Genomic DNA, 20,830 nt, shown 5'->3' on the forward strand with positions numbered 1-20,830 from the left:
TTCTGACCCTCTTTTCCTAGCCTCAGAGCGCTTCCGCGCCCGAAATGATTTCAATGAGTTCCTTGGTGATCTGCGCCTGACGCTGGCGGTTGTAGCTCAGCGTCAGCTTGTTGATCATCTCACCGGCATTACGCGTCGCATTGTCCATAGCGCTCATCTTTGCGCCCATCTCGCCCGCGACGTTCTCAAGGAGCGCGCGAAAGATCTGGACGGAGATGTTGCGCGGGATCAGATCTTCGAGGATCGATGCCGGATCCGGCTCGTATTCGTAGACGGCGCCTGCATGTGCCGCATCTTCGGCCTGCACAGCTCCCGTTGAAGCCGGGATGAGCTGCTGCGCCGTCGGAATCTGGCTGATCACCGACTTGAACTCGGAATAGAACAGCGTGCAGACGTCGAACTCGCCGGCAGCATACATCTCGATGATGCGCTTGCCGATCTGGTCCGCATTCTCGAAGCCGACGCGCTTGACGTCGCGCAATTCCTTGCGCTCGATGATCAACGACGCAAATTCGCGGCGAAGGATGTCGTGCCCCTTCTTGCCGACGGTGAAGATCTTCACCGTCTTGCCTTCGGCAAGCAGCTTGCGGACATGTTCGCGTGCAAAGCGTGCGATCTGCGAGTTGAAACCGCCGCAAAGACCACGTTCGGCCGTGCAGACCACCAGCAGATGGACCTTGTCCTGGCCGGTGCCGGTCATCAGCGTCGGGGCGCCGTCGGCATCGGTGACGGCCTTGGCGATGTTCGCCAGAACCGCACCCATGCGCTGCGAATAAGGCCGGGCGGCCTCGGCCGCCTCCTGCGCACGCCGAAGCTTCGCCGCGGCGACCATTTTCATCGCCTTGGTGATCTTCTGCGTCGCCTTGACGGAGGCGATCCGGTTTTTCAGATCCTTAAGTGAAGGCATCCGTGATCCGTCCTAACTTAGGGCCTGATTACGAGAAAGACTTTGCGAAGCTATCGAGAGCAGCGTTGAGCTTGCCCTTGGTATCGTCGCTGATTGCCTTTTCCGTGCGGATCGCGTCGAGGATGGCGGAGCCTTCCGAACGCAGATATGAGAGGAAGCCCTGCTCGAACTTGCCAACCGAAGCGACCGGCAGCTTGTCGAGATAGCCATTGACGCCGGCAAAGATCACGGCGACCTGCTCTTCCGTCTTCAGCGGCGAGAACTGCGGCTGCTTCAGAAGTTCGGTCAGGCGTGCACCGCGGTTCAGCAGACGCTGCGTCGCAGCGTCGAGGTCCGAACCGAACTGAGCGAAGGCGGCCATTTCGCGATACTGGGCAAGTTCGCCCTTGATCGAGCCGGCAACCTGCTTCATCGCCTTGATCTGCGCCGACGAACCGACGCGGGAAACCGACAGACCGACGTTCACGGCCGGGCGGATACCCTGGTAGAACAGATCGGTTTCAAGGAAGATCTGGCCGTCGGTGATCGAGATCACGTTGGTCGGGATGAAGGCCGACACGTCGTTGCCCTGCGTTTCGATGACCGGCAGAGCGGTCAGCGAACCGGCACCCTTGTCGTCGTTCATCTTCGCAGCGCGCTCGAGCAGGCGCGAGTGCAGATAGAAAACGTCGCCCGGATAGGCTTCGCGGCCCGGCGGGCGGCGCAGCAGCAGCGACATCTGGCGGTAGGAGACGGCCTGCTTGGACAGGTCGTCGTAACCGATCAGCGCATGCATGCCGTTGTCACGGAAATATTCGCCCATGGCGCAGCCGGCAAACGGTGCCAGGAACTGCATCGGCGCCGGATCGGAAGCGGTGGCGGCAACGATGATCGAATACTTCAGTGCGCCGCGCTCTTCGAGCACCTTGACGAACTGGGCAACGGTCGAACGCTTCTGGCCAACGGCGACGTAGACGCAGTAAAGCTTTTCGCCTTCCGGACCGTTGTCGTGAATGGCCTTCTGGTTGAGGAAGGCATCGAGAAGGATCGCGGTCTTGCCGGTCTGGCGGTCACCGATGACCAGCTCGCGCTGGCCGCGGCCGACGGGGATCAATGCGTCGATGGCCTTGAGGCCGGTCGACATCGGCTCATGAACCGACTTGCGCGGAATGATGCCGGGAGCCTTGACGTCGACGCGCGAACGGCGCGTCGCGTTGATCGGGCCCTTGCCGTCGATCGGATTGCCGAGCGCGTCGACGACGCGGCCAAGCAGTTCCGGACCAACCGGAACGTCAACGATGGCGCCGGTCCGCTTGACGGTGTCGCCTTCCTTGATGTCGCGGTCGGAGCCGAAGATGACGACGCCGACATTGTCGGATTCGAGGTTCAGCGCCATGCCGCGGATGCCGCCCGGGAACTCGACCATTTCACCGGCCTGGACATTGTCCAGACCGTAGACACGAGCGATACCGTCACCGACGGAGAGAACCTGGCCGACTTCCGAGACTTCTGCCTCTTTGCCGAAATTTTTAATCTGGTCTTTGAGAATTGCGGAAATTTCCGCGGCGCGGATATCCATCAGCCAACCTCTTTCAATGCGAGCTTAAGGGTAGAGAGTTTGGTACGAAGAGACGTATCAATCTGACGGGACCCGACCTTCACGATCAGACCACCAAGAATTGACGGATCAACCGTGACGGCAATCGTCACGTCTTTGCCGGTAACGCTCTTGAGTGCCACCTTCAATTCGGTTTCCTGCGCTTGCGAAAGCGCATGCGCCGAGGTGACCTCGGCGGAGATTTCACCGCGATGGTTCGCGGCGATGATGCGGAAGGCCTTGATCATGCCCGGCAGGGCGAACAGGCGGCGGTTGCGCGCCACGACCTTCAAGAAATTGGCGAAGAAACCGCTGATACCGGCCTTCTCGCTGATGGCGACGATCGCCTTCAGCTGGTCTTCAGCGGAAAAAACCGGGCTTGCGACGAAGCGCTTCAGATCGGCGCTCTCATCCAGCATAGCCTGGAAATGGTCAAGATCGGCGGTGACGCTATCGACGGCGCCCTGCTCGAGCGCCAGTTCGAAAAGCGACGAGGCATAGCGTTCTGCAACACCAGAAGTAAGCTGGGACGTGTCTGCCACTGGCACAAATTTCCCTGATTTCAACCCAAAATCCGGCTCTCGGCGGGCGCCGAACCTATGATCTTGAATTCGTTTTGATTTCCCCCAGAAATCACAAGAGAAGCCTCTTGCTTCTTCCGAAATTCGGGGTCCGTCTAACATAGGATGTTCGGACTCGCAACACGCGTAATGCCCGAATACGCCTTTCACATGAATTTCTGTCTGCAAAATCGCGCAATGGCCTGAAAGCAGGCCGAAGAAGCCGTCTGCCGGCAGCGAGAGTCACGTCTGGGTGAAGCCGAAAACGTAGAGCAGCGGTAGCGCGGCCAAAGCGATCTGCACAACCAGGAGTAAATAGTTGACGAGATTACTCCCCTTATCGGACAGGATCGAGATGACACGGGCAAAGGCAGCCATCGCGAAGGAGGCGCCGAGCGCCATATAGATCCAGTCCTGGGCGAGCATGATCGCCGACAGCCCGAAGCCGAGATAGAAACCGCCCATCGAGCGCCCCTCGCCGAAGCCTTCCGGCCGCCCCTCCTGCGCCTGCAGACCGAGAAGACGGAAAGTTTGGCCCGGCGCCAACATCATGATGAAGCCGGCGAGCGCCGTGAAAGCGGCGGAGCAAAAGGCAAGCTGCTCGCCAAACTCGGTCGGAAAGTAAAACTCCATGCGTCAGCCCCAAATCACCGGATGAATCAGTGTTTTATGGCATGGGCCGAAAAAGGAGGGAATGGCGGCGTCATTCATTTAGAGAAAACTCTGCGGATCGATATCCAGCTGCACCTGCACCGATCCGCGCTCTTTGGGCGATTGCGACAGCATCGCCCGCAGGAACCCCTGCATGTCCGAGTTCCGCCGGCCGTGGACCAAAAGACGGAAACGGTGGCGGCCGCGCACCAGCGCAAGCGGCGCTTCGGCCGGGCCGAGCACCGAGATGCCCGACACCTGCGGCGCGGCGTTGCGCATGCCACGCGCATGGTTTTCGGCGTCGTGGCGTGTTTCGGCCGAAACGATGATCGAGGCGAGCCTGCCGAAGGGCGGCAATAGGGCGCATTCGCGTTCGGTGATCTCACGCTCGTAGAACGCGTCGGAATCGCCGGAGACAATCGCCTGCATGACAGGATGCTGCGGTTGGTAGGTCTGCAGCAGCCCATGGCTCTTGAGGCCGGTGCGCCCGGCCCGGCCGGTCACCTGCGACAAAAGCTGGAAGGTGCGCTCGGCCGCACGCGGGTCGCCATTGGCAAGGCCGAGATCGGCATCGACGATGCCGACCAGCGTCATCAGCGGAAAATTGTGGCCCTTGGCCACAAGCTGGGTGCCGATGACGATATCGGCTTCGCCCTTGGCGATCGCTTCCAGCTCCAGCCGCAGCCGCTTCACCCCGCCCATGATATCCGAGGAGAGAACGATCGTCCGCGCCTCCGGAAAATGCCGTTCCACCTCCTCGGCGATGCGCTCGACGCCTGGCCCGCAGGCGACGAGATGGTCGAGCGTGCCGCATTCCGGGCATGCCTCCGGCGTGCGCTCGGCATGGCCGCATTGATGGCATTGCAGCTGCTTGCGGAAGCGATGCTCCACCAGCCAGCTCGAACATTGCGGGCATTGGAACCGGTGGCCGCAGACCCGGCAGAGCGTCAGTGGCGCATAACCGCGCCGGTTGAGAAAGAGCAGCGCCTGTTCGCGCTTTTCCACCGTCTTGCCGATCGCCCGGATCAGCACAGGCGACAGGAAGCCGCCCCGCTCCGGCGCATGCCTGCGCATATCGACCAGATGCAGGTCCGGCATCGCCGCATCGCCGAAACGCGTCGGCAGGTGGACGGTGCTGTAGCGTCCGCTCTGGCCGTTGACCTGGCTTTCGACCGACGGCGTCGCCGACACCAGAATAACGGGAAAATCACCGATGCGGCCGCGCACGACGGCCATGTCGCGAGCATTGTAGAACACGCGATCCTCCTGCTTGTAGGCGGGATCGTGTTCCTCGTCGACGATGATCAGGCCGAGATCCTCGAAGGGCAGGAAGAGCGCCGAGCGAGCGCCGGCCACCACCCGCACTTCGCCGGTCACCGCCTGGCGCCAGACCTTTTCGCGCATGCGCGGCGCAAGATCGGAATGCCATTCGGCCGGCTTTGCCCCGAAGCGGTCCTGGAAACGCTCCATGAAACTGGCCGTCAGCGCGATCTCCGGCAGCAGGATCAGCACCTGCTTGCCGCGTTTCAGCGTCTCGGCAATCGCCTCGAAATAAACCTCCGTCTTGCCGGAGCCGGTCACCCCGTCGATCAGCGACACCGAAAATTCACCCTTGCGGACGTCGGCAACGATCTCCTCGGCCGCTTGCCTTTGCGGCCCTTCGAGACGTGCTGCGGCAAAATCCGGATCCGGCATCGCTACGACCGGCGGCGGCGGCAGGAATACAGTCTCGAAGATGCCGAGCGTGATCAGCCCGTCTACGACACTCGTCGAGACACCCGCCGCATGCGCAAGGCCGCTGCGTGTCCAGGAAAAGCCGTCGGAGGCCGTATCGAGCACCCGGGCGCGCGCCGGCGTCATCCGCTCCGGTTCGCCGCCGACGAGCTTCAACCCCTCCACCATCGGTTCCGGCTCGAAGGCGTTCGGCGCCCGTAGCGCCATGCGGGCGACGAGGCCGGGCGGCGAGAGCGTATAGGTCGCCACCCAATCGATGAAATCCCGCATCTCCCTGGTAAGCGGCGGGCAGTCGAAGACATGGCTGATCGGCCGAAGCTTCTTCGGATCGACGCCGTCTTCGCCGCCGTCCCAGACGACGCCGATCACCTGCCGCGGACCGAGCGGCACCTGCACGACCGAGCCGGGCTCGACCGCCATGCCATCCGGCACCGAATAGGAATAGGGTTTCGGCGCCGGCATCGGCACCAGCACGGGAACCGTTCGGTTCGCGGGCGGTGCCTCGAAAAGCGCGCCAAAGAGATCGGACGAATCTGTGCTCATCGCGCGAGACCATGCCCGCAAATCGATGGAATTGGAACTGCAAAGACAGAGCGACGCGTTCGGGGTCGTCGCGGCGATTTAAACAGTGAAGCTCAGAAATTGCGCTTCACCTGGCAAGGCGGTCGCCACTGCCGGAAGTGGCTTCATTTGTCTCGGCATTGCGCTGCCGCAGACGCAGGATGGCCGATGCCTCGCGAGGATTGGGCGGCAGAACGGCGTTCTTCAACGCGATCGAATAGGCGTGTTTCGGATGTTCGAGCACATCCCTGGCATCGCCGCTCTCCACCACCACACCCTTGCGCATGATCACCACGCGGTCGGAAATGTAATAGGCGGTCGCAAGGTCATGGGTGATGTAGACGATCGAAACGTTGAGCGCATCACGCAGATCGCGGAAGAGATTGACGATCGACATGCGAAGCGATGCGTCGACCATCGAGACCGGCTCGTCCGCCACGATCAGCTTCGGCTCAGGTATCAGCGCACGAGCGACGGCAATGCGCTGCAATTGGCCGCCTGAAAGCTCGTGCGAGAAGCGGCCTTTTATCTCCGCCATCGACAGGCCGACGCGTTGGAGGGCAACGTCGGCAAGCGCCTCTTTCTCGGCGCGGCTCTTTGCTCCCTTGAAGCGATGCGCGGTGGCCAGCAGATACTCGTCGATCCGGGTCAGCGGATTGAAGGCCTCGAACGGATTTTGGAAGACCGGCTGGACCTTGGCCATGAAAGCCTCGCGATCCCTGCGGGACCGAACCGCCTTCACATCCGTGCCGTCGAAATGAATACTGCCCCGATCGGCCTTTTCGCTGCCGAGGATCATCTTCGCCAGCGTCGATTTTCCGGAGCCGGATTCGCCGACGATCGTGAATATCTCGGGCTTGTCGGCGCTGAGCGCGAAGCTGACATCGTCGACCGCCTTCATCTTTTCGCGCGAGAAGAAACCGCCGATCGGAAAGAGCTTGGTCACATGGTCGAGTTCGAGGAGATTGCTGCTCATTGGATCTGGTACTCCCCGGCACGGAAGCATGCGACCCGCCCTCCCGTCGCGCTCGGCAGCATGGCCGGCACCTCGCGTGCGCATTTGTCGATCGCGATCGGACAGCGCGGATGGAAACGGCATCCCGAAGGCGGATCCGAAAGTGCCGGCGGCTTGCCCTTAAGGCTCTTTCGCGTCGAGACATCACCGATGCGCGGCAGGCTGCCGATCAGGTGGACGGTGTAGGGATGTTGGGGATTGTCGAAGATCGCTTGGGTCGGCCCCTCCTCCGCCAGCCGTCCCGCATACATGATGGCCAGCCGGTCGGTGATGGCGGCATGCACCGACATGTCGTGGGTCACGAAGATGACCGAGGACTGCAGGCGGGCCTGCACTTCCTTAATCAGCGCCAGAACGTCCTGCTGCACGAGCACGTCGAGCGCCGTCGTCGGCTCGTCGGCGATGATGAATTCCGGCTCGCAGACAGTCGCGAGAGCAATGGTCAGACGCTGGCGCATGCCGCCGGAAAGCTGGTGCGGAAAGGCCTCGAGCACATGAGGATCGAGATGCAGCCTGGCAAGATGCGCCTCGACGCGCGCCCGGAAGGCGGCGGGATCGAGGTTCATATGGCGGGAGGCGAAATCGGTGAAGGCGTGTTTGACCCTTCTGACCGGGTTCAGCACGTTCATCGAGCCCTGCATGATGTAGGAAAGGTGACGCCACCGTGCCGCCTTCATCTTCGCCGGTTCGCCATAGACATCGATCGGCCCGTCGGCAAAATTGAATTTCACCGTCCCGCCGACGACGCGCATCGGCGGGCGGATGGCGCCGGCCAGTGTCTTGATCAACGATGTCTTGCCGCTCGAGGATTCGCCGGCAATGCCGTAGATCTCGTTCTTGCGGATGGTCAGGCTGATATCGTCGACTGCGCGGATTTCCCGCCGCACACCGAAATAATCGTTGACGTAATAGCATTTCAGCCCGTCGATCGTCAGTGCGTCCATGGCGTTTTCAGCAAGGGTCAAAGGCTGCGTCCTCATCAGGTTCTGCATCTCCTCAAGCTCCCATGCGGGCGAGCCGCGAGCGCGGGTCGATATATTCGTTGACCGACATGGCGAGCATGAACAGGCCAAGGAACAGGATGACGACGAAGAGCATCGGAAAGGCGACCCACCACCATACGCCCGATACCATCGCGGAATGCGCATTGGCCCAGTAGATCATGCCGCCGATCGTCGGCCGGTTGATGTCGGAAAATCCGAGCACCGAGAGCGTTACTTCGAGACCGATCGCCCAGATCATATTGTTCATCGTCGTGAAGAAGACGATCGGCATGACATAGGGCAGGTGTTCGCGGATGAGGATCTGCGGTGTGCGCATACCCGAGAAGACCGCGTGCCGGGTGAATTCCCGCTGACGGAGAGACAGGGCGACGGAACGGATCAGGCGGCTGTCGTGCGTCCATCCGAGCAGCGCTGCGGTGATCGCCAGCATGAACCACGTCATCTGGTCGCGGAGCACAAAGACCAGAAGCAGCAAGATCGGAATGTTCGGCAGGGCGCCGAGCGTATCGTTGACCGCCATGATGATCTGGTCGGTCCGGCCGCCGATATAGCCGGAGATCAGCCCGACGGCGATGGCGATGATGCGGCTGACGAAGGCGACGATGATGCCAAAGAACAGCGTATTTCGCATCGAGGCGGCGATCTGCCAGAAAACCTCCTGGCCGCGCGAGGTGGTGCCGAGCCAGAATTCGGCCGAAGGCGGCATGTCGGGCGCGACGACATAGATGGCATTCTCGTCATAGGGCGAGAAGAACGACGCCACGATCAGCGCCAGGATGATAGAGATCAGGACGGTTCCGAGCAGGAACTCCTTGTTGTAGCGCAGCAGGTCTCTGAGGACTTTGAACATCACGGATTACCCCAGTTTCACGCGCGGATCGATCAGCGGATAGATGATGTCGATCACGAAGACCGCGGCGGCAACCGCGATGATGGCGATGGTGGTGACACCGAGCACGAGGCTGTAGTCGCCGGAATAGATGCCGGAGATCAGAAGCTTGCCGATGCCTGGATAATTGAAGACGAATTCGACGATGACGGCGCCGCCGAAGACGTTGCCGAGACTGAGTGCCAGGCCGGTGACTTGCGGCAGCATGGCGTTGCGCGCCACATATTGCGAAAAGATGCTGCGCGAGCGCACGCCGCCAAGTTCGGCATAGACGACGTGGTCGTCGGTGACGATGTTGGAAACCAGCGAGCGCATCGAGATGAACCAGCCACCGATGCCGACGAGCACGAGGGTCAGGGCCGGCAGGATGCCGTGTTCGATCACCGAGCTGATGAAGGCCCAGTTGAAGGCCGGCGCGAGATTGACTTGAGCACCGTCGCTGATCGGCAGGATCGGCCAGATGAAACCGAAAAGGATCACCAGGCTGAGCCCGATGATGTAGGTCGGGATCGGCTGTAGCGCCATGATGACGATGCCGGCAACCTTCAGCAGCTTGCTGCTGCGGAAATAGCCGGCAAGCGCGCCGAGAAAATTGCCGATGATCCAGGAAATGATCGTTGCGAGCGTCAGAAGCCCGACCGTCCAGGGCAGCGCCCGGCCGATAACGGTCATCACGGGGGTCGGGAAAGAGGAGAGAGACGGGCCGAAATCGCCGGTCAGGACGCGGCCCCAGAAGGTGAAATACTGGTCCAGCAGCGGTCCGCCGGTACCGTAAAGCTCACGCAGCGATTCGCGAAGGATTTCGACGGCCTGTGGATCGGTGGAGCCGAAGCTCGTCAACAGCGATACGGTCTGCTCGATCGGATCGACCGGCGAAAAATGCGCGATCAGGAAGGCCAGCGTGATGCCGGTGAAGACCACGAAGAGAAATTGCAGAAAGCGTTTTGCCGCATAGATCAGAAAGCCGTTCATGACATCGACCCTTCAATAGCAGAAAGGAAACAGCCGGCGGCCGGCTGTTTCCTTTGTTGTGCCTCGATCAAGGCTTCGGCGCATCCGGATTGGCCTTCAGCCCGACCACCATGTAGCGGATGTTCGACCAGTTCGGACCCGAGGCCGAATAGGGGTTGTCCGCGCTCGGATAGTTGGTCCAATAGGTCGTATCGAGCGGCGCGAACTTGTTGTAGGCCATCAGCGGGATCATCGGCATTTCCTCGACGGCAAGCTTCAGGAAGTCCTGGCCGAGCTTGGCGACATCCGGCGAATCGAAGGCGATCGATCGGTTCTTCTCGATCAGCTGGTCGAGACGCGGATCCTGCCAGCGTTGAAGATTGCGCGGCGGCTGGATCTGCCCGACCGGCTTGATGAACTCCGAATGATAGCTGTCGAGGAAGAAGGAAAGGTCGGGATGACCGCCCCAAGTCTCGATGCTCCAGTAGATGGCGGTCTCGAAATCGCCGGTGCTGAGGCGCTGGCCATTGGTCGGGCCGGCGACATCGACCTTGGTGGCGATGCCGGCTTGCGACCATTGCTGGGCAATCACCGTGCCGGCGCGGGCAAGCGTTGGGATGGCATCGCCTTCCACCTGCAGGCGGATCGTAAAGGGCGTGCCGTCAGGCTTCACCCACTGGCGGCCGCTTTTCTTGAAGCCTGCCTTCTGCAGCAACTCGGTCGCAGCCTCAACGTCCTTCTTCCACCAGCCGAAGCCGAAGGTACGCTGCAGCTTGGCCGGATCGGTCGGGATCTGATCGGCCCATTGGCTACGCACCATATTAGCGATCTGCGACGAGATATTGGGATCGTAGGGCTTGATCTTGCGGGAACCGGTGTCGAGTTCGAAATTCGTCAGCCAGTCCTGCATCGGTGCGTAATAATCGTCCGGGGCAGAACCCGTCGGCGGCGTAGCAAGGGCGGCGATATTGGCCGCGCCGCGATAGGAGCCAAGCGCCACTTCGCGGATGTCGATCAGCAGAGCGAGAGCCCAGCGCACGTCCTTGTTGTCGAAGGGCGCCTTCTTCGTATTGAAGAGAACGGAAGGCAGCGTCGGGTCCGGATGCGCGAAAGGAAAGCCCTTCAGCCAGGAGGCCGTGCTCTTGCTGTCGCGCATGATCGAGAACATGCCCTCGGGCGCCATGTCGTTGATGACGTCGAGATTGTGGTTGCGCTGTTCGATGACGCGAGCTTCCGGATTGCCGGCCGCACGATAGACGACGTATTTGACCTCGGGCGGCTGTGCCGCAGCCAGGCCGATCGACGTGCGCTGCCAGTCGTCGCGCAGCTTCCAGATCGTCCAGTTGCCTCCCTTGTCATAGCTCTGCAGCTGGTAGGGCCCGAGCGAAACCGGCGGATTATTGTTGAAGGACAGCGGATCTGCGGCTTTCTCGAAGACGTGCTTCGGCATGATCCAGGCGGCATTCCAGCGCACCGTGAAAAGCGTGTGGAAGCGCGAGTTCGGCTTCTTCAGATGAAAGACGACCGTCTGTGGATCCGGATTTTCCATGCTCGCGACATTGACGGTGAAGGGCGCGCTCCAGGCCATGCCGGGATGATCGATCTGCGTCTGCACGGTATAGACCACGTCGTCGCTGGTGAATTCGACGCCGTCGCTCCAGAAGATGCCCTTGCGCAATTTCACCGTCATCTCGGTGAAATCGGCGTTGTAGCTCGGCGGTTCGCTAGCCAGCGCATTCTGCCAGGCATCCTTGCCGCCCTCGGGATTGATGAACCACAGCGTATCGGTGGTCAGTTGCTGCAGGCCATTGAGGTTTGCCGCCGCCCCGCCGCCCGGAGCCCAGACGTTGAACCAGTCGGCATTCTGCTGCGGCGTGCCCTGGATGATCAGCGTTTCGTTGCGCGGTATGCCGGCAATGAAATCCTGCGCAAATGCCGGAAGGGCCATGAGAGACAATAAGGCAATGGCTGCATATTTACGGAACTTCATCGGATGTTCCTCCTCCTCAACTCGCCACGGCGAGCGCTTCCCGTAATCAATTGACGATAGCGTCCAGCGAACCCTGCCTGCACATGCCGCAGGGACACATGCACTCCTCGGCGGTGGGCGAACTCACGCCATAGTTATCGACAATTTTTTGAGAAACGGCAACTGATAATTTTGCTGATCATAAAAAATAGCGCATTTTCAGGCATTTTTGATGCGCGGCAGCGATCGGCTTTTTTATATTATTGACAAAGTGAGCATTTGGCTTAGCTTTTGCGGCGAGCGCGGCGCCCTCCCAAGAGGCCGCACTTCATCACCAGACAGGTCGCCTGCTTTCGGGAGGAGGCTTTGGCATGACCGTTCAAGAGGACACCAGGATGAGCAGCCCCTATGACGTGACAATTTCCGTTCACGCCAACCGGCCGACCGGCAAATACGAACCCTTGTGGAACTGGTTCGGATACGACGAGCCGAACTACACTTACTCCCCGCATGGCAGGAAGCTGCTCAAGGAACTGACAGAACTCAGCCCCGAGCCACCCCGCATCCGCGCGCACAATCTTCTGACCAGCGGCGATGGCCTGCCTGCCCTCAAATGGGGTTCGACCAATGCCTATACCGAGGATGCGAACGGCAATCCGGTCTATGATTGGACGGTCATCGACAAGATCTTCGACACCTACGTCGAAGCCGGCAACATTCCGCTCATCCAGATCGGCTTCACGCCCGAAGCGCTCTCCGATTTCGACGGTCCCTATCGCCACCAATGGGAGCCGGCCGACAAATACGCAACGATCACCACCGGCTGGACGGCCCCGCCAAACGACCTGAAGAAATGGGGCGACCTGATCGAAGCATGGGCGCGCCATCTGGCCGAAAGATATGGCAAGGACGTCGTTTCAAGCTGGCCGTGGGAAGTGTGGAACGAGCCGGACGGTCACTACTGGACCGGCACCATCCCGCAGTTCTGCGAAATGTATGACGTCAGCGCCAAGGCCTTGAAACGCGCGCTTCCGAATGCCCGCGTCGGCGGGCCGCACACCTGCGGCGCCTTTGCCAACGAAAAAGCCCAGACCTTTCTGCGCGCCTTCCTCAAGCATGTCGTCGACAACAAGTCGCCGATCGATTTCCTCGCCTTCCACGCCAAGGGTAATCCGGTGATCTACGAGGGTCACGTGCGGATGGGCCTGCACAAGCAGCTCCGCGACATCGAGACGAACCTTGCCATCATCAATGAGTTTCCGGAACTCCGCCACCTGCCCGTGGTGATCGGCGAATCCGATCCGGAAGGCTGTGCCGCCTGCTCCGCACGCGTCCATCCCCAGAACGGCTATCGCAACGGTCCGCTCTATGGCGTCTATGTCGTCGAAAGCATGATCCGCACCTATGAGCTTGCAAGACGCGCCAACATCCATATCGAAGGCGCAGTGACCTGGGCCTTCCTGTTCGACGACCAGCCCTATTTCGACGGCTTCCGCGATCTTGCAACCAACGGCGTCGACAAGGCTGTTCTCAACGGCTTCCGCATGCTCGGCAAACTTGGCGGCGAATGGCTGGAATCGGAAAGCGATTATCGCCGCGACATCGAAGATATCATGAGCCATGGCGTTCGCGGCAAGCCCGATGTCAACGTCGTGGCAACCCGCGACGACAAGGGCGTTTCCATTCTCGTCTGGCACTACCACGACGATGATGAAGCCGGGCCGTCCGCCAATATCACGGTCAATCTCGACGGATGGGGCAACAAGTCCGCCTCGCTCAGGCATTTCAGGATGGACGAGGAGCATTCCAACGCCTTCGGCGTCTGGAAAGCGATGGGCAAGCCGCAGAATCCGGCCGGCGAAGACTATGCCAGACTGGAAGCCTCGGGAAAGCTCGCCGAGATCGACGGTGAGACGTCGGTCAAGGTTGATGACGGCAAGATCGCCCTCAAGGTCTCCCTACCGCGTCAAGGCGTGTCTCTCCTGCGCCTCGATTGGTGAGCCGGTAGGCGAAGGGAGCGCAATCGAAAGTTTGCGCTCCCTTTCAAACGACCCGGTCAATTCTCGCTGACATAGGCAAGATAACGTTTCTTGCTCGGCTGCAAATGGTCGACGCAGAGCTGGGCGAGAACCCAGTTATCCCCACCACGCAGCATCTCGATCATCAGCCGGTGGTGCTCATGCGAGATGCGCAGCGACTCCTTGCTCGACATTGAATTGGCGCGAACCGGCAGGCTGAGCCGCATATAGAGCTCGATCGATTGCACCAGATGGGCATTGCCGCAGGCGCCGAAGAGCGTCAGGTGGAACTTGTCATTGGCCTCGTGCACTCCCCTGAGATAGCCGGATTCGATGTGCCGGCCATGCTCCTCGTGCAGCGCCAGCAGTTCCTCGATCAATGCCTCGGGTGCCGGCAGCTTTATCCACAGCGCCGCCTGCCGTTGCAGCAACTCACGCACATCGTAGATTTCCTGAACCTGGCGAGCAGTCAGCGAACGGACTGTCGCCCCCTTGTTGCGCTCCCGAACGACGATGCCCATCGTCTCGAGTTGCACGATCGCCTGCCGGGCGAAATGGCGCGTGACATGAAAGCGGGCAAGGAGCGTGTCTTCGGTCAGACGGGTTCCGGGCGCAAGCCGCCCGAAAATAATGTCCTCCTCCAGCGCGCGGGCAATACTTAGATCATCATGCTCGATGCCGTCTTCGCGGCTTTCGTTGAGCGTCTGCAATGTCATCTCCTCTGACGGCGGCGGGCCATGTTACAGTGGATTGCGTCCCGGGTCGAACCGGCTCAGGCGATAGATATCCTCGACAAGCGCAAGCGTCTTGATGTTATCGCCCGGCGATGTCTCCATCGCGACCTTTCCATCGAGGCTGTCAAGGAAATGCGCAATGGTCGCGTCATAGGCGCCCTGGTAGGTCTCGTCAGGATCGAAGCTTTCCCGGCGCTGCTGCGCACCCTCAGCCGAGAGCAGATTGCCGTTAAGTTCGAGCGTGCCGCGCGCCCCGAAGATGCGTAGGTGATCGCGCGGCGCCGGCGGCGCGCCATGCACGGCGAGATTGGCATTGATGGTGACGAGAACGCCGTCGCTAAGCCGGCGCAGGACGACGCTTGCGACATCCTCCGCGACGATATCGCGATTGCTCCTCTCAAGCCGCGCGCTGACCACCTCCATCTCGCCCAGAAGATATCTCAGCGTATCGAGATGATGGATCATGACCTCCATGACCAGCAGCCGCTCCTGCGTCCGGAAGAACGGCTGGCGTATCAGCGCCGGCCTTCTTCCCTCCGAATCCGCGATCATGCCGCTGGACAGGAATTCGAACTGCACATGGCGGATCTCGCCGGCGAGTCCCTCGTCGAGCCACGCCTTCAGCCGTCGATAATAGGCGCGAAACCGCCAGTTCTCGTGGATCATCAGCCTGCCCCTGCCGGAAAGGCTTGCCAGCAGGTCGACCGCCTCGCCGTAGGAGGGTGCGAGCGGCTTCTGGCAGATGATGTTGAGCCCTTTTGCCGCCGCCAGCCGGACCAGTTCGACATGGAATTCCCGCGGCGCGCAGATATCAACGGCATCGAGCTGCTCGGCATCCAGCATCGCCTGCACGCTCGTATAGTTGCGCGCGATATCGAAGGCGGCAAGCCGGGCTTCGATGGCGCTTGGCGACGGGTCGGCAATCGCCACGACCTCGGCTCTTTCCGATTGCCGCATCCATGCAGGCAGATGGTAGGCACTGACCCAGCCGGCACCGACAATGCCGATACGCCGTCGTTCCGTTCCCATCATTACGCTTCCTCTGTATTCAATCCCATTTTATCAATAATCTATCCCGCTTCTTCGCAAAAGCCAATCATTTGATTGCCGAACGAAAGCGCCAATTTCGGAGATTACCATTGTATTTTATGGTGATCGCCCAAGAAATCCAAAAATACGATACAGTGGAGCCATCTTATTTATTGACAATCATCCGTATCCCTCTACCCTGACGTCACGGCCATGGATCAATTTGGCGAGGGAGGAACAGGTTTGTCGAACGGTCTTCGCCGCAAGCTGACGAGTTATGGCGATCAGGGATTCTCCCTTTTCCTGCGCAAAGCATTCATCAAGGCCATGGGTTATTCGGACGATGCGCTCGACCGTCCGATCGTCGGCATCGCCAATACCTACAGCGATTTCAATCCCTGTCACGGCAATGTGCCGCAACTCATCGAGGCAACCAAGCGCGGCGTGATGCTGGCGGGTGCGATGCCCATGGTGTTTCCGACGATCTCGATCCACGAGAGCTTTGCCTCGCCGACCTCGATGTATCTGCGCAATCTGATGGCGATGGAAACGGAAGAGATGATCCGCGCCCAGCCGATGGATGCCGTCGTCCTGATCGGCGGCTGCGACAAGACCCTGCCGGCCCAGATCATGGCGGCCGCCAGCAGCGAGATACCGGCGATCTTCCTGCCGACCGGCCCGATGGCCGTCGGCCACCACAAGGGCGAACGGCTTGGCGCCTGCACGGATTGTCGCCGTTTCTGGGGACGCTTCCGCGCCGGAGAGATCGACGAGGCCGAGATCGCCGAGGTCAACAACAAGCTGGCCAGCTCGATCGGCACCTGCACGGTGATGGGCACGGCGAGCACCATGGCGAACCTGACCGAAGTCATGGGTCTCTGCCTCCCTCGCGCCGGTTCGGCGCCCGCCGTCGAATCCGAACGGGTCCGCCTCGCCGAGGAGACGGGGCGTGTGGCCGCGCGTCTCGCCATGGATGAGGCTGCCCCAACGGTGCGCGATATTCTGACGCCGCAGGCAATCCGCAACGGTCTCGTCGCGCTGCAGGCAATGGGCGGGTCGACCAATGCCGTCGTCCATCTTGCCGCAATCACCGGCCGCCTCGGCCTACGCCTCGACATGGCCGAACTCGACCGGCTGGGCCGAAGCATTCCCCTGCTCGTCGACCTGCAGCCCTCCGGCCAGCATTATATGGAGCAGTTCCACGAGGCGGGCGGCGTCCCGGCTCTGTTGAAGGCGGTGCGCCATGAAATCGACGGCAACGCTCCGACGGTCTACGGCAGAACGATCGGCGAGATCATCGACGATGTCGTTGACGAGCCGGGCCAGACCATCATCCGCACCGTCGAGAAACCGCTAAAGCCGATCGGGACGATCGCCGTCCTGCACGGCAATCTTGCGCCGCGCGGCGCCGTCATCAAACAATCCGCTGCCTCCAAGGATCTGCTGCAGCATATCGGCCGCGCCGTCGTCTTCGATTCCGTCGAGGATATGACGCTGCGCATCGACAGCGACGATCTCGACGTCCATGCCGATAACGTTCTGGTTCTGCGCAATGCCGGACCAAAGGGTGCGCCCGGCATGCCGGAAGCCGGCTATCTACCCATCCCCCGCAAGCTCGCGCGGCAGGGTGTGAAGGACATGGTGCGGATTTCCGATGCCCGCATGAGCGGCACGGCCTTCGGCACGATCATTCTCCATATCGCGCCTGAGGCTGCCGATGGAGGCCCGCTGGCGATCGTACGCACCGGCGATCGCATTCGCCTCGACGTCGAGGGCCGGCGTATCGATCTCGATATCGACCAGGCGGAATTCGATCGCCGCATGCTTGATGTCGTCAACCGGCCTTCCCCTGCGCCGTCGCGCGGCTATGCGAAGCTCTATCAGGAGCGCGTGCTCCAGGCCGACGAAGGCGCCGACTTCGACTTCCTGCAAAGCGAGGAGCTCGACGCGCGATGAGCGCCGCTGATATGGAGGCACCGCTTTGCCTGCCCCGTCGGTCGCTGACGCGGCTGCCGCGTGCGGCACTGCCGCAAGGCACGGTCGATACGCATTTCCACGTCTTTCGCGCCGGCGCTCCGCTCAACACCCCACGCAGCTACACGCCTGACATCGCGACGATTTCCGACTGGATCGAATTCTCCGGCAGCCTTGGCATCGCCAAGGGCGTATTGGTGCAGCCAAGCGTCTATGGCCTCGACAACAGGGTGCTGCTCGAGGCGCTTGCCGCCTATCCAGATCGTCTGCGTGGCATCGTCGTCATCGATCCCGAAACCACAGAGACCGAGATAGAGCGGCTTGACCGGCTCGGCGTGCGCGGCGTGCGGATCAATACGCGCAACAAGGGCGGCCTCCCGCTCGCCGCCGCCAGGACATTGGCGCAAAGCATTGCCCCTCTCGGCTGGTCGCTGCAGTTGCAGATCAATCCCGAACAACTTCCCGATATTGCGGCAACGCTGTCCGGCATCCGCCTGCCCATCGTCATCGACCATCTCGGCTTCATTCCGCTTGCCAGCGAGACGAGATCATTGCATGTCGATGCGCTGAAAAGACTGATGGACAGAGCCGAGGCCTACGTCAAAGTAACCGCGCCCTATCGTCTGACGAAGGATGTGAATTACGACGGTTTCACCGAGGTCGGCAGCGCCCTTGCCGCCGGCCATGCGGAAAGGCTGCTCTGGGGCAGCGATTGGCCGCACACCGAATTGTGGGACGGCATGCCCGATGACGCTGAGCTGGTAGAGACCATGCAGGCCGCCATCGGCGAACCCGCGATTGCTGAAAAAATTTTTGTTCGAAATGCCGAAGCGCTGTTCTTCGGCCGCTGAATTGGAGAGCACCAATGGCCAGACTGACTGAAGATGCCAAGGGCGTCTATGTGATCGCCGTAACCCCGTTCACCGATGACGGCGCGCTCGATCTCGCCAGCATCGACAGCATGGTCGATTTCTATGAAGGCGCCGGCGTTACCGGCCTGACCGTGCTCGGCCAACTGGGCGAGGCGCCGAAGCTGACGGCCGAAGAATCGCGAATCGTGGTCGAGCGCGTGCTGAAGCGCCTCGACGGGCGCCTTCCCGTCGTCGTCGGCGTGTCGGCGCCTGGGCTTGCGCCGATGAGCGAACTCGCCGAAGCCGTCATGGGCGGGGGTGCCGCCGGCGTCATGGTCGCGCCACCCTGGACCGTCAAGACCGACGATCAGGCTTTCGCCTTCTACCAGTCGGTCGGCGAGGCCCTCGGCGATACGCCCTTCGTGCTGCAGGATTATCCGCTCACCACCAATGTGACGATCGCGCCCAAAGTCATCGAGCGCATCGTCAACGAGGTGCCGAACTGCGTCATGCTCAAACATGAAGATTGGCCGGGGCTGTCGAAAATCTCAGCACTTCGCGCCGCCAGCGACAAGGGCGCCATGCGGCGTATCTCGATCCTCTGCGGCAATGGCGGGCTTTTCCTGCCCGAAGAGATGGGCCGCGGCGCCGATGGCGCCATGACCGGCTTTTGTTATCCCGAGATGATGGTTGGTGTCGTCGAGGCCTATGCAGCCGGAAATCCCGATCGCGCCCATGCGATCTTCGATGCCTATCTGCCGCTCGCCCGCTATGAACAGCAACAGGGCATCGGCCTTGCCTCGCGCAAATATGTGCTTGCCAAGCGCGGTGTGATCAAGTCCGCCACCCTGCGCAAGCCGGGCGCCAAGCTCTCGACACTGGATATTGCCGATGTCGAGCGCTTGCTGGCGCGCCAGGCCATCCGCATCAAGGAGATCGGGGCGTAACACACTGGCGCAAATCCGAAGCCGCTGGATCATCGCTATGGCGCTGCAGCGCGAGCAGATGGGTATGTCCATCTCGTCCGTGAGGCTGAAACCCGAGCGACTCCCAGAACCTCGCCGCACCCTCGTTTCCCGCATGAACGGAGACGACGGTGCAGAAGGAACGCGCATGGTCGAGCAGAGCCATAGCAAGCATCCGGCCGATGCCACGTCCGCGCATTGCGGGACGAATGTAGAAACGCCGCATCCGCAGCACCCCTGACATGGTCGTTTCGACAGTCATGCCGCCGATGCCGGCGAGCACCTCATCGGCATAGGCGCCAAGCAGCCTTTCGCCGTCACGATCGAACCTGTTGTCGCCGGTCGACCATTCGTCGACAAGACGGGTGAGATGGAGATAGCCTTCCCGCCGGGCTTCGCTTTCGAGATCTGCGATCTCCTGTGGCAATCGATCGCGGAGCCTGCGGATATCGATCGTCATGGCAATCCTGGCGGTTAGATTGCAGGAACCGGAATCTCGCGGCGCGGCGCCGCAGCCGGCAGGCCGACCGGAACGAAACTCGCGTCTCCATCTCTAGCCATGTCCTGCACCGTATGTTTCTCCAGCGCCTTGGTCACCTCGTTGAGGTCGCCGTCCAACTGTTCGGCCGGAATAAGATTGCCGATGACGAAATCGAAGCGGTCGCCGCGCTTGTTCAACAGTTCGTGGAACACGGTCATGTCGCGAAGCTCCGTCGACCATTTCGCCAGCCAGTAGAACAGGCCGGAATTGCGTGCCGTCATATGGACGGGAAGGATCGGCAGATTGTATTTGCGCGCCAGGCCGACAGCCGAGGTTTTCCATGGACGCTCATTCAGCCGGCCGTTCGCCCAATAGGCGATGCGGCCTGAGGGAAAGAGCACTGTCGCCTTGCCTTCCTTCACCGCATGGTTGGTTAGCTGCAGCGTTTCGCGCGCTTTCAGCTTGCTCTTATGCTCCTCCCGCCATTCGACGGGAATGATCATCTCGGCAAAGCGCGGATTGACGCGGATGGCATCGCGATTGGCAAAGAACATCATGTCCGGCCGTCGTGCTTTCAAAAGATCGAAGACGGCAACGCCGTCGGCGATGCCGGTCGGATGGTTGCTGACGAGGAGGAAGCCGCCGGTATCAGGAATGCGTTCGCCATTGGTGATGCCGATGTCAAGCTTCAGCACATCGCTCAGATATTCGAACGACTGGAAGCCCGGCATTTTGGCGACCGCATTGGCGAATTCGAGCGCCTTGTTATAGCGCAGCAGCGTGTAGAGGAACGGCCGCATGACCGGCCAAAGCGGATTTTTCACGATCCTCTGGCCGCGTTCAGCAATCAGCGTATCGACGATATGACCGGGCTTTCCCTGTGAAACGAGAGCGATCGCTTCCGCGAGCTGTCCGAAAGCCGTCATGGAATCGCGCCGTGCCATGAAAGATCCTGTCTATG

General features: G+C 61.0%; 18 protein-coding genes. 4 read left to right on the forward strand and 14 right to left on the reverse strand.

The annotated features are described in order from the left end of the window. Positions 1-22: 22 nt before the first annotated feature. From HX898_RS12845 to HX898_RS12890, 10 genes are all read right to left on the reverse strand, one after another. Positions 23-907 carry a F0F1 ATP synthase subunit gamma gene (locus HX898_RS12845; protein ID WP_097618016.1) on the reverse strand — a complete coding sequence of 295 codons (885 nt, stop codon included), beginning with the start codon at positions 905-907 and terminating at the stop codon, positions 23-25. A 28-nt stretch (positions 908-935) separates the two neighbouring features. Further along, positions 936-2,465 (reverse strand): F0F1 ATP synthase subunit alpha, encoded by a 1,530-nt coding sequence (atpA, locus tag HX898_RS12850; RefSeq protein ID WP_012759250.1) that lies wholly within the window; start codon positions 2,463-2,465, stop codon positions 936-938. After that, positions 2,465-3,031 carry a F0F1 ATP synthase subunit delta gene (locus tag HX898_RS12855; RefSeq protein ID WP_012759251.1) on the reverse strand — a complete coding sequence of 189 codons (567 nt, stop codon included), beginning with the start codon at positions 3,029-3,031 and terminating at the stop codon, positions 2,465-2,467. Before HX898_RS12855 ends, atpA begins: the two co-directional genes overlap by 1 nt. Positions 3,032-3,286: 255 nt before the next feature. Continuing rightward, complete coding sequence (locus HX898_RS12860; RefSeq protein ID WP_180194810.1) at positions 3,287-3,676, reverse strand: DUF4345 family protein; 390 nt, start codon at positions 3,674-3,676, stop codon at positions 3,287-3,289. Positions 3,677-3,754: 78 nt separating this feature from the next. Further along, entirely contained in the window at positions 3,755-5,971 is a 2,217-nt protein-coding gene (locus HX898_RS12865; protein ID WP_180194811.1) for a primosomal protein N', read from the reverse strand. A 106-nt stretch (positions 5,972-6,077) separates the two neighbouring features. Next, entirely contained in the window at positions 6,078-6,965 is an 888-nt protein-coding gene (locus tag HX898_RS12870; protein ID WP_180194812.1) for an ABC transporter ATP-binding protein, read from the reverse strand. After that, complete coding sequence (locus tag HX898_RS12875) at positions 6,962-7,996, reverse strand: ABC transporter ATP-binding protein (protein WP_138389517.1); 1,035 nt, start codon at positions 7,994-7,996, stop codon at positions 6,962-6,964. Before HX898_RS12875 ends, HX898_RS12870 begins: the two co-directional genes overlap by 4 nt. Positions 7,997-8,000: 4 nt before the next feature. Next, complete coding sequence (locus HX898_RS12880) at positions 8,001-8,858, reverse strand: ABC transporter permease (RefSeq protein WP_180194975.1); 858 nt, start codon at positions 8,856-8,858, stop codon at positions 8,001-8,003. Between the two features lie 6 nt (positions 8,859-8,864). Next, on the reverse strand, positions 8,865-9,869 hold the full coding sequence (locus tag HX898_RS12885; RefSeq protein WP_029870994.1) for an ABC transporter permease: 1,005 nt from the start codon (positions 9,867-9,869) through the stop codon (positions 8,865-8,867). Positions 9,870-9,936: 67 nt separating this feature from the next. Then, positions 9,937-11,838 carry an ABC transporter substrate-binding protein gene (locus HX898_RS12890; protein WP_180194813.1) on the reverse strand — a complete coding sequence of 634 codons (1,902 nt, stop codon included), beginning with the start codon at positions 11,836-11,838 and terminating at the stop codon, positions 9,937-9,939. Between the two features lie 350 nt (positions 11,839-12,188). Between HX898_RS12890 and HX898_RS12895 the strand changes: the two genes are divergently transcribed. Then, complete coding sequence (locus HX898_RS12895) at positions 12,189-13,817, forward strand: beta-xylosidase (protein ID WP_180194814.1); 1,629 nt, start codon at positions 12,189-12,191, stop codon at positions 13,815-13,817. Positions 13,818-13,873: 56 nt separating this feature from the next. On the opposite strand, the gene HX898_RS12900 is transcribed toward HX898_RS12895, so the two are convergent. Together HX898_RS12900 and HX898_RS12905 are read right to left on the reverse strand one after the other, a co-directional pair. Continuing rightward, positions 13,874-14,545, reverse strand: a complete 672-nt coding sequence (locus tag HX898_RS12900) for a GntR family transcriptional regulator (protein ID WP_017962371.1) — start codon at positions 14,543-14,545, stop codon at positions 13,874-13,876. A gap of 30 nt (positions 14,546-14,575) precedes the next feature. Further along, positions 14,576-15,601 carry a Gfo/Idh/MocA family oxidoreductase gene (locus tag HX898_RS12905; protein WP_138389514.1) on the reverse strand — a complete coding sequence of 342 codons (1,026 nt, stop codon included), beginning with the start codon at positions 15,599-15,601 and terminating at the stop codon, positions 14,576-14,578. A gap of 240 nt (positions 15,602-15,841) precedes the next feature. Between HX898_RS12905 and HX898_RS12910 the strand changes: the two genes are divergently transcribed. From HX898_RS12910 to HX898_RS12920, 3 genes are read left to right on the forward strand one after another with little or no spacing between them, the layout of a single operon-like run. Continuing rightward, entirely contained in the window at positions 15,842-17,554 is a 1,713-nt protein-coding gene (locus tag HX898_RS12910; RefSeq protein WP_138389513.1) for an IlvD/Edd family dehydratase, read from the forward strand. After that, entirely contained in the window at positions 17,551-18,423 is an 873-nt protein-coding gene (locus HX898_RS12915; protein ID WP_180194815.1) for an amidohydrolase family protein, read from the forward strand. The genes HX898_RS12910 and HX898_RS12915 overlap by 4 nt, the downstream gene beginning before the upstream one ends. 14 nt (positions 18,424-18,437) lie before the next feature. Next, a complete protein-coding gene (locus HX898_RS12920; RefSeq protein WP_138389511.1) occupies positions 18,438-19,370 on the forward strand; it encodes a dihydrodipicolinate synthase family protein in 933 nt (310 codons plus the stop codon). Here the strand turns inward: HX898_RS12920 and HX898_RS12925 are convergent. Both HX898_RS12925 and HX898_RS12930 read right to left on the reverse strand, forming a co-directional pair. Continuing rightward, on the reverse strand, positions 19,351-19,848 hold the full coding sequence (locus tag HX898_RS12925) for a GNAT family N-acetyltransferase (protein ID WP_138389510.1): 498 nt from the start codon (positions 19,846-19,848) through the stop codon (positions 19,351-19,353). The two genes, HX898_RS12920 and HX898_RS12925, sit on opposite strands and share 20 nt — an antisense overlap. A gap of 14 nt (positions 19,849-19,862) precedes the next feature. Beyond that, positions 19,863-20,813, reverse strand: a complete 951-nt coding sequence (locus tag HX898_RS12930; protein ID WP_138389509.1) for a GNAT family N-acetyltransferase — start codon at positions 20,811-20,813, stop codon at positions 19,863-19,865. Between the last annotated feature and the right edge of the window lie 17 nt (positions 20,814-20,830).

Origin of the sequence: Rhizobium sp. WYCCWR 11128, assembly GCF_013416305.1 — a bacterium.
In the GTDB taxonomy this organism is placed as follows: Bacteria; Pseudomonadota; Alphaproteobacteria; order Rhizobiales; family Rhizobiaceae; genus Rhizobium; species Rhizobium indicum.

Bases quoted from the DNA above. Each gene is read 5' to 3' on its own strand.
- HX898_RS12845 (WP_097618016.1), bottom strand. From the start codon at position 907: ATGCCTTCACTTAAGGATCTGAAAAACCGGATCGCCTCCGTCAAGGCG.
- atpA (WP_012759250.1), bottom strand. From the start codon at position 2,465: ATGGATATCCGCGCCGCGGAAATTTCCGCAATTCTCAAAGACCAGATT.
- HX898_RS12860 (WP_180194810.1), bottom strand. From the start codon at position 3,676: ATGGAGTTTTACTTTCCGACCGAGTTTGGCGAGCAGCTTGCCTTTTGC.
- HX898_RS12865 (WP_180194811.1), bottom strand. From the start codon at position 5,971: ATGAGCACAGATTCGTCCGATCTCTTTGGCGCGCTTTTCGAGGCACCG.
- HX898_RS12870 (WP_180194812.1), bottom strand. From the start codon at position 6,965: ATGAGCAGCAATCTCCTCGAACTCGACCATGTGACCAAGCTCTTTCCG.
- HX898_RS12875 (WP_138389517.1), bottom strand. From the start codon at position 7,996: ATGCAGAACCTGATGAGGACGCAGCCTTTGACCCTTGCTGAAAACGCC.
- HX898_RS12880 (WP_180194975.1), bottom strand. From the start codon at position 8,858: ATGTTCAAAGTCCTCAGAGACCTGCTGCGCTACAACAAGGAGTTCCTG.
- HX898_RS12885 (WP_029870994.1), bottom strand. From the start codon at position 9,869: ATGAACGGCTTTCTGATCTATGCGGCAAAACGCTTTCTGCAATTTCTC.
- HX898_RS12890 (WP_180194813.1), bottom strand. From the start codon at position 11,838: ATGAAGTTCCGTAAATATGCAGCCATTGCCTTATTGTCTCTCATGGCC.
- HX898_RS12895 (WP_180194814.1), top strand. From the start codon at position 12,189: ATGACCGTTCAAGAGGACACCAGGATGAGCAGCCCCTATGACGTGACA.
- HX898_RS12905 (WP_138389514.1), bottom strand. From the start codon at position 15,601: ATGATGGGAACGGAACGACGGCGTATCGGCATTGTCGGTGCCGGCTGG.
- HX898_RS12915 (WP_180194815.1), top strand. From the start codon at position 17,551: ATGAGCGCCGCTGATATGGAGGCACCGCTTTGCCTGCCCCGTCGGTCG.
- HX898_RS12920 (WP_138389511.1), top strand. From the start codon at position 18,438: ATGGCCAGACTGACTGAAGATGCCAAGGGCGTCTATGTGATCGCCGTA.
- HX898_RS12925 (WP_138389510.1), bottom strand. From the start codon at position 19,848: ATGACGATCGATATCCGCAGGCTCCGCGATCGATTGCCACAGGAGATC.
- HX898_RS12930 (WP_138389509.1), bottom strand. From the start codon at position 20,813: ATGGCACGGCGCGATTCCATGACGGCTTTCGGACAGCTCGCGGAAGCG.